Annotated in this window: 6 protein-coding genes and 1 rRNA gene; 3 read left to right on the plus strand and 4 right to left on the minus strand. The window is 42.7% G+C overall.

Features of this window, described 5'->3' with window-relative positions:
• Window positions 1–316 precede the first annotated feature (316 nt).
• Together L8106_RS26785 and cax are read right to left on the minus strand one after the other, a co-directional pair.
• Window positions 317–2,359 carry a serine/threonine-protein kinase gene (locus L8106_RS26785; RefSeq protein WP_039897365.1) on the minus strand — a complete coding sequence of 681 codons (2,043 nt, stop codon included), beginning with the start codon at window positions 2,357–2,359 and terminating at the stop codon, window positions 317–319.
• Window positions 2,360–3,013: 654 nt separating this feature from the next.
• Complete coding sequence (gene cax, locus L8106_RS26790) at window positions 3,014–4,138, minus strand: calcium/proton exchanger (protein WP_009787679.1); 1,125 nt, start codon at window positions 4,136–4,138, stop codon at window positions 3,014–3,016.
• Window positions 4,139–4,303: 165 nt separating this feature from the next.
• Here cax and L8106_RS26795 point away from each other — a divergent pair, with 165 nt between their 5' ends.
• Together L8106_RS26795 and L8106_RS26800 are read left to right on the plus strand one after the other, a co-directional pair.
• The gene (locus tag L8106_RS26795; protein WP_369749700.1) at window positions 4,304–4,576 is read left to right on the plus strand and encodes a DUF3536 domain-containing protein; all 273 of its coding nucleotides are present in this window, start codon (window positions 4,304–4,306) and stop codon (window positions 4,574–4,576) included.
• Between the two features lie 206 nt (window positions 4,577–4,782).
• Window positions 4,783–6,246: a bifunctional orotidine-5'-phosphate decarboxylase/orotate phosphoribosyltransferase gene (locus L8106_RS26800; RefSeq protein WP_009787682.1), complete on the plus strand. Its 1,464-nt coding sequence runs from the start codon at window positions 4,783–4,785 to the stop codon at window positions 6,244–6,246.
• Window positions 6,247–6,256: 10 nt separating this feature from the next.
• Here the strand turns inward: L8106_RS26800 and era are convergent, their stop codons facing one another.
• Window positions 6,257–7,195 (minus strand): GTPase Era, encoded by a 939-nt coding sequence (gene era / locus L8106_RS26805; RefSeq protein ID WP_009787683.1) that lies wholly within the window; start codon window positions 7,193–7,195, stop codon window positions 6,257–6,259.
• 260 nt (window positions 7,196–7,455) lie between these two features.
• On the opposite strand from era, the gene L8106_RS26810 reads away from it, so the two are divergent.
• Window positions 7,456–7,998, plus strand: a complete 543-nt coding sequence (locus L8106_RS26810; protein ID WP_232228580.1) for a hypothetical protein — start codon at window positions 7,456–7,458, stop codon at window positions 7,996–7,998.
• 215 nt (window positions 7,999–8,213) lie between these two features.
• On the opposite strand, the gene L8106_RS26815 is transcribed toward L8106_RS26810, so the two are convergent.
• Window positions 8,214–8,851, minus strand: a 23S ribosomal RNA gene (locus L8106_RS26815); the annotation flags it as partial.

An 8,851-nucleotide genomic window follows, 5' to 3' on the forward strand; every position in this document is an offset into this window, starting at 1 on the left:
TATTATTTTCATAATTTTCACGTATTTTAACATGAGGATCATCTTCTCACTTAATTTTCTCTAGTGAACAGAACGGACTCATCCACCCAGTTTCCTGAAATGTCATGCTGAACCTCGTCAAGCATCTCTCAATCTTCAATTCTCCTGAAGTCAAGTTGTAAACTTTTGTAAAAATCTTTGGTCAATTTTTCCTTTTGAGGTTTCAGACTCTGTTACTCAAAGATGCGACTATTGAGAGGGTCTACTTCCCGGCTAACGTATAAACAAAAATTTATCCTTATTAAGTATTAATAAAAATAGGGAGGTCAGGATTAATTTAATTATTGACTGGAACTTGCCAAATTTTGATGGTTTTATCTTCACTTCCACTCACTAATATTTCACCATTAGGACTCAAAGCCAAAGCATTAACCGTTTGTGCATGACCCCAAAGCGTCGCTTTCTGTTCTCCAGTTTTTAAGTCCCAAATAATAATGCGATCACTCCCACTAAAGAGAGTCTGGCCATCAGGACTAATTACCATTGATTTCACGTCACTTCCCTGTGCAGAAAACAGCCGTACTTGATCACCTGTATTTGGATTCCACAGGCGGATTGTACCGTCATCACTCACACTCCCCAAACTTTGACCATCGGTTGTATAAGCAATATCATTAATTGCTCCAGAATGTCCAGAAATCGTTAATTTACGAGTTCCTTGAGTTAAGCCCCACAATTTAATCGTTTGATCACTGCTTCCACTCGCTAGAGTCTGACCATCTGGACTAAATGCAATCGAGTTAACTGGGCCATCGTGAGCCGGGATGGTCAAGATTCGCGCTCCAGTCTTGAGATCCCATAACCGAATCGTTCGATCATCACTTCCACTCGCTAGAGTCTGACCATCTGGGCTAAATGCCAGCGTATTCACACTTTCTGTATGACCTTCTATCGTCCGTCGGCGAATCCCTTGTTTAAGATCCCACAAGCGAATCGTTTTGTCGTTGCTTCCACTCGCTAGAATTTCACCATCTGGACTAATCGCCAGAGCTTTTACCCAACTCGAATGAGCCGCAATACTATAAAGTAGCTTCCCGGTTTGCAAATCCCAAATGGTAATGTTACCAAAGCTTCCCGCAACGAGGGTTTGACCATCTGGACTAATCGCCACAGTATAGACTTGACCCACAGCACTTTTGTATCCTTGGAGCCACAAACTACTCGGTATACTTTTGAGAATTAAAATTGGATTAGCCGGGATAAATCCATACCGTAAATAACCATTAATCTGAGTGTAGAATAAACCTCCCATCAAGAAGAAAGTCCCCATAATCCAGAGAAACTTAAACGGAAAATTAAATTGAATCGAAGGACGAGGTAGACGATAAAATGGTATTACTTCTCGGGATCGTGGCTTGCGCTTCGACGGAGGTTTTGGAGGGGGATCAGGTGTTACTTTTGGGGAGACGGGTTGAGTGAGATCAATTTCTCGAAGACACTTCAAAATGACTTGAGGTGTTTGAGGCCGATTTCCCGGAAACGTGGCCATCAGATAATCCAGTAAATCTGATAATTGTGTGGAAATATTAGGCGCTCCTTTTCGCCAGAGTAATTTTCCAGTTCTGGGGTTTTCTGGATATGCAGTTGGAGGTTTCCCTGTTAAAAGATAAACAAAAGTTCGCCCCAAAGCAAAAAAATCTGACTGAGGAACTGCTTTTCCGTTCGCTTGTTCAGGTGGAGTATAGCCAGGAGAAATAATACCTGTAACGTTTTGTCCTCCCTCCATTTTGGCGATAAAAGTATCCGTCTCTTCCCGTGCAGTACCAAAGTCAATTAAGACTAATTGACCGTCGGGCTTTCGCATAATATTTTGAGGCTTAATATCCCGATGGAAATAGTTTAAGCTATGAACTTTATCTAAAATTTCTGCAAGTTGTTTTAACCACTCAATCGCCTGTTCTTGAGAAATCGGTTCTTTCTTGCGACTTTTCATCCAGTCTTGCAAGTTAGCACCTTCGATTTTTTCCATCACCAGACAATGAATCGGTTCTTTACCTCCCTTGGGCATAAAGGTAAAATAACCATCCTTGTCAACTTTGGGAGTCCCGGGATGTTGAAGTTTGCTTAAAACCTTTGCTTCTTGCTTAAATAATTGAACCGCTTTAGGATGTTCTTTGAGCAAAACTTTTACAACTTTGTTGATTCCCGTATGGTCATCAGTAATCTCAAAGGTTTTACCAAATCCACCTCCTCCGAGTTGTTTGGTAACATGATATCGACCTTGTAGCAATAAATCTGAACCGCATTGACAACAAACACGTCGATTTTCATTCGACGGGTCAGTTGGACTTGGGCAGTTGGGATTAAGGCAATAACTCACAAAAACCAGAATCCGGATCTAGGTTGCCAGATTAACTCCACTATAACTTAGAGGCTGACCATCTGGCTGAGAAATTCATACCTGTAGGAAGGATCAGCTATTGACATCCTCCCAACGCCAACATTCTTTATGGCGTGGGATTCCCAAATATCGCTATTTGAGTTTCTGCGTCTTCCCGAGCGGGGCGAGCGCACCTGCCCTCCGAGAGTTATTCCCTTCAGGTCTTAAAGTCGCTCCACAGACTATCCCCGCAAGTCCTGCGGTTAGAGATGTGTCGAAATCCCAACTGGAATTCTCTTTAACTGTTGATTCAAGGGATGTTTATGCCCGCCCTGTCATCTTTCCCCGGTCTACCAATTTGTCTGCGCCGCCAGTGTAACTGGACGCGCGCTCGCTCATGGCTGTCTGAATCCATTGTCTCGGGTGGGTCAGTGACCACTTGTATTGTACCAGAAATCCCTGTGCGGCATTCCTCCCAACTCCAACGTCCCTATCGTCGTGGGTCTCCTGCCGCCGGAAGATGAAACAACTTTGGGGGGAGAGTCAGAAGGAAGGTTGGTAGAGAAGCCTTTGAGGGCAACCCTTGAGAGTCTCAGAATTGTTGTTGCCACTTCTTTGTCTCCCCCAGGTCTTGAGTTCAGAAATTTGGGACGCTTATAAAGACCCTTCAATTACCGGATGGAAGTAAAAAGCCAGTCCTAAAACGGTGTATGCCGCCAACAGGAGAGCGCCTTCTAACCAGTCACACCGACCATCTGAACTGACAGAGTTGGCAATTAAAACCGCCACCGCGACGGCAACCAGTTCAAAGGGGTTAAAGTTGAGATCCATCGGTTGACCGATGAAATAACCCACAAGCACCAACACAGGGGCGACAAACAAAGCAATTTGCAGACTTGATCCCACCGCCACAGAAACGGATAAATCCATTTTGTTTTTCATCGCGACTGTTACCGCAGTTGTGTGTTCCGCCGCATTACCAATGATCGGCACCAAGATTACTCCAGTAAATAGAGATGTTAGTCCAAGGCTTTCTGTTGCTTCTTCGAGACTATCAACCAACAGTTCAGACTCAAATGCAACTGCGATCGTGGCAACGAGTAAAATCACAACCGAAGTCCATAAAGGGGACTTGGAATGAGATTCTTCTGAGATTGGAATTGTTTGTCCCTCAGATTGTTCAGAAATATCCGTTTCTGCAATCCCCACATCATAAAGATAAGCGTGAGTTTTCATCGAAAACAGCAATGTGAGTATGTAGACGCAAATCAGCACGATCGCCACTGCACTCGATAGATTTTGCATTGTGGCTTCTTGAATGCCTGTGGAAGTATACTCGACTGCTGTTGGCACTAAAATGGCAATCACCGCCAAGTTCATCGCCGAAGCATTCAAGCGAGCTACAATGGACTGAAACTTTTGTTCTTTGTAGCGCAAGCCACCCAGAAGCATCGATAAACCCATCACTAACAGCAGGTTGCCGATAATCGAACCTGTGATGCTGGCTTTCACCACATCCAACAATCCAGCATTAAGGGCAACGATACCGATAATCAGTTCTGTAGCGTTTCCGAAGGTGGCATTCATCAGTCCACCCAAATTCGGGCCAAGAACGACAGCAATTTCTTCTGTAGCAATTCCCATCCAACCCGCTAAAGGAATAATCGCCACAGCAGAGGTGATGAAAATAGCAGTCGAACTCCATTCTAAGAAGTGAGCTGCAATGGAAATGGGAATGAAGATCAGTAGGACAGAAATGATTGTTTTGGCATTCAGCATTAGTATTGACTCGCCAGGAGATCACTCACAGTTGCACAAAAAACTTAGAAACAAGACTAACTTGCAAAAAAGACACTATTGGTTAGCAGATTAGCATAAAAATTGACCATAAAGGTTATCGGTTAAAGCTTACAGGTATCAGGTATCAGGTGTTAGAGCGATGAAATTACCCGAGAACAGATGGATTTTGTATTTGCTGTTTTGCATCTGGGGGGATGGGATTTTCATTGCTGCATTCAACCTTTTGCCGGACATCGTGCTTACAATCAACAACTCTTTGACACTTTACAACAAGCGAGTGCCGCTCAAGTTATTTTAGCAATGGTCAAAGGATTTGAGGAGCAGTCTTTTAGTTTACAGGATTTATTTGCAGAGGAACGTCAGCGAATTATGGGATTATTATCTCAAGAAACACTGGCTCGTTTGGATCAGCTTTAGACTCAAGTTTATCAAGATAATTATAGGGTGATTATGGTGTTTCATCGAGATCATGTTCCCGTTCCTCAAGAGTTACAGGTTGCTGTAGAAGTGGCATTAAGGGCGAGTTGGATACAAATATTTAGATATTTTTGTTTTTTTTCAATTTGCCCTTCTCGATTAGGGACTACAATAAATTATCCTGATCGTTATAACTGTAGTCCTCAATGAATTTTTTTGATAAGCTAATCGCTACGATTGAACGCAATCAAAGTTTACTTTATGTTGCCCTTGATCCAAATTTTGAGTCTCAATCTTTTAATACCAATGAATCACAGCAAACTCTCGAACAGTGGAAAGATCAATTAAAATCAGTTGTTGCTCAGACGGTTGATGTTGTTTGTGCTTATAAACTTACTTTAGGGTTTTATCAAGCCTGGGGTTGGCAAGGAATACAACTGTTAGAACAAATATTGAAGTTTATTCCGTCAGATTTACCGATTGTTTTAGATGCAAAATATAGCGACATTAATAGTAGCAATATTTTTGCTCGGTTGATATTTGAACAGTGGAAAATAGATGCTTGTACGGTTTCACCTTACACGGGATTAGATCAATTAACACCGTTTTTGGTTTATCCAGATAAAGCGGTATTTGTGTTGTGTGCGACGGCAAATCCTTCGGCAACAATATTGCAAGAATATCCAACACCTGAACAGTCTTTGTATTTGCAATTAGTCCGAGAAACTCAAACTTGGGGAACGCTAGAACAACTTGGGTTAGAAGTTGGGATGATGGCAGATACATTAGCTCGGGTGAGAAAAACTGCACCAGAACGCTTAATCTTACTAGAAGGGGATAGATCTGAAGAAAATGATTTGATCGAAGAAAGTGAATTAACGTCGATTTTAGCAGCCGGATTAAATCAGAATAGAGAAGGTTTATTGCTTCCAGTTCCGTCCTGTTTATTGGAAGCAGAAAATATCACTCAAGTTGTTACAGAATTTCGAGATAAAATTAATAAAATTCGTTCCCAAGATGTTCAGGGAAGTCCGACTTGTAATTTATGGTTGCCTGATGTTTGTTTTTTGGAGCATCAACCCCATCGAGATTTGATTTTACAGCTTTATGATATTGGTTGTATTATTTTTGGAGAACACGTTCAATCTTCGGGGGAGATTTTTCCCTACTATGTTGACTTGCGACGGATTATTTCCATCCCCCAAATTTTTCATAAAATTGTCAGTGCTTATGCAGAGATTCTGGAGGATTTAGAGTTTGATCGCATTGCTGGGATTCCCTATGGTTCTTTACCGACGGCGACAGGTTTAGCGCTGCGAATGGAACGCCCAATGATATTTCCCCGTAAAGAAGTCAAAAGTTATGGAACTGGACGGTTAATTGAAGGGCATTTTCAGGCGGGAGAAAAGATTGTGGTCGTTGATGATATTTTGATTACTGGAAATAGTGTCATGCGAGGGGCAGAAAAGTTAAAATCAGCAGGATTAGAAGTGGAAGATATTGTCGTGTTGATTGATCATGGTCGAGGCGTGATGGATAAACTCAAAAGTAATGGCTATCAAGGTTATACGGTTCTAACGTTAGCAGAAATTGCCGAAACTCTCTACCAAGCCAATCGAATTAGTTCTCAAGAGTTTGATTTATTTCAAGAATCAACAGCGCAAACTTGATCTTAATTCTTTATTCTTCAACCCGATATCCCAAATCAGCCAAACGACTGCGAGATTGTCGCCATTTGGGTTGCACTTTTACAAATAATTCCAGGTAAACTTGACCTGCAACAAGTTTTTGAATTTGTTGACGTGCATCACTTCCAATCGTCTTAAGCATCTGACCCCCTTTACCGATTAAAATCCCTTTTTGAGAAGGTCTTTCAGCGTGAATGGTGGCTAAAATACGAGTAATTTTAGGATCTTCTTCTACGCGATCAATAGAAATAGCAACGGAATGGGGAACTTCTTCGCGAGTATGCAGCAGAATTTGTTCGCGGATGAGTTCTCCCATAATAAAGCGTTCGGGTTGATCTGTGACTAAATCGGGAGGATAATAGTAGGGGCCAGGTTCGAGTTGTTCGATAATTAAATGTTGTAGGCTATCAACTCCAGTGCCTGTCAATGCAGAAAACTGGAGAATCGGCCAGGAATGAGACTCTATAAGCTGTTGATAACTTTCATTAATCCGTTGAGGTTCTTGAGGTTGTTGGTCGAGTTTATTGAGTCCTAGAATCACAGGCACTTTTGTTGAGTTGAGTAGGTCAGCAATGAAGCGATCACCCCCACCCGCCATCACAGAACCATCAACCACAAAAAGCAGGACATCGACTGAGCGAATAGCAATTTGGGCATTTTTAACTAAAACTTGTCCAAGCTGATGATGAGGCTTATGAATTCCCGGTGTATCAACAAAAATAATTTGCGCTTCCGGTGTGGTTAAAATCCCTCGGAGTCGATTGCGGGTGGTTTGAGCCACAGGGGAAGTAATCGCAATTTTCTGCCCGACCATTTGATTCATTAAGGTCGATTTGCCGACGTTGGGGCGGCCGATAATGCCTACAAAGCCAGATTTGTATCCATCCGGGGCAATCGGAATCGAAAAGTTCTCAAACCCATCGACAGACATAAGCAGGCAGCAATTTGAACAAGTAGAGTATATAAGCGTAGCATAACTTGATATCTTCCGTAAAATTTGGTAGATTGCGATAGTATGTCTCTATGATATAGGGAAGCATTGCTCTGCTGGACTCCAAGTTTTGGCGAGAATTAAGCCTGTTGCCAATCAGTAAAAGCTATTTTTAGCAGAGAAGGCTTTGGGTTAGAGAGTTCGCTATGATCTGGAGTTCGTTGAATTTTATTAAGTTTGGTGAAACTGAGGAGATGAACATGAAGAAGTTTAAGCTTCTAGGTGGGTTGTTCGCTATGCTGGTCATTAGCCAACCCCTGTCAGCTTTAGCTCAAATTGGTGTAATTACTGTTCCGTCGGACTTTGATTACAGATACAAACCAAAAGATGAATCTACAGACGACTTTACTGATCCCAATCCGGATCAGGTTGACCCGCCAATCTATGAAACCTTACCGAACCTAGATCGGCCAAATAGAACTCTACCGAGTGCATTCAGATATCCCATCATTTACGAAATGGCGGTTGATGAAAGCATTACGAGTGATGCTGTAATTACGGACGAAGTTTTTCTCGCTACATTACCCCCCATTCCGAATGGAGTCACTTTAGATGATATTCCTCGTATCCGAGCAGAATATACTCGTGCAGTTGAGGAATGGGGTGAATTGATTCAGGAATGTCTGAGTTTAAATCCTCTATTGATTAAAGTTGATACAGGTAATCCGATTTTAATCAATGAAAATCCAGCAGGTACAATTGTTTTCAATGCTAACTTAATTCCAGTATGTCCCCGACCGTAGCAGTTAATGTTACTGATGGAATCGTTTGATGTTTTTGACTTAGATCTACTCAAATCAAGTAGATCTTTTTTTTGTTTGATTGTGAAATAAAATTCAAAATAATAATAAACCAATTAAAAAACCAACCCGTTTTTTTTAGGTTGGTTTTAATTAACTTTCTATTAAGTTAAATAAGACAGAAGAAAGAAGACTGCATAGAGTTTTCAGAAGTAACAGAGGTCAAGCCCTCGGTCTGTTAGTGTGCCTTGGCTACATCCATTGCTGGACTTCCACCGAGCACCTATCAACGGGTAATCTGCCCGTGACCTTACTGGGTTAACCCATGAGAGCACTCATCTTGAGGTGGGCTTCCCACTTAGATGCTTTCAGCGGTTATCCGCTCCGCACATGGCTACCCTGCGTTTACCGTTGGCACGATAACAGGTACACCAGCGGTGCGTTCCTCCCGGTCCTCTCGTACTAGGGAGAACTCCTCTCAATGCTCTTGCGCCTGCACCGGATATGGACCGAACTGTCTCACGACGTTCTGAACCCAGCTCACGTACCGCTTTAATGGGCGAACAGCCCAACCCTTGGGACGTACTTCCGCCCCAGGTTGCGATGAGCCGACATCGAGGTGCCAAACCTCCCCGTCGATGTGAACTCTTGGGGGAGATCAGCCTGTTATCCCTAGAGTAACTTTTATCCGTTGAGCGACGGCCTTTCCACGCAGTACCGTCGGATCACTAAGCCTAGTTTCCTACCTGCTTGAGTTGTAGCTCTTGCAGTCAAGCTCCCTTGTGCCTTTACACTCGTCGGCTGATTTCCAACCAGCCTGAGGGAACCTTTGCGCGCCTCCGTTACCTTTTAGGAG

It is taken from the genome of Lyngbya sp. PCC 8106 (assembly GCF_000169095.1).
Classification (GTDB): domain Bacteria; phylum Cyanobacteriota; class Cyanobacteriia; order Cyanobacteriales; family Microcoleaceae; genus Capilliphycus.

Excerpts from the sequence above, each read along its gene's own strand:
- cax (WP_009787679.1), bottom strand. The coding sequence starts at position 4,138 with ATGCTGAATGCCAAAACAATCATTTCTGTCCTACTGATCTTCATTCCC.
- L8106_RS26800 (WP_009787682.1), top strand. The coding sequence starts at position 4,783 with ATGAATTTTTTTGATAAGCTAATCGCTACGATTGAACGCAATCAAAGT.
- era (WP_009787683.1), bottom strand. The coding sequence starts at position 7,195 with ATGTCTGTCGATGGGTTTGAGAACTTTTCGATTCCGATTGCCCCGGAT.
- L8106_RS26810 (WP_232228580.1), top strand. The coding sequence starts at position 7,456 with ATGAAGAAGTTTAAGCTTCTAGGTGGGTTGTTCGCTATGCTGGTCATT.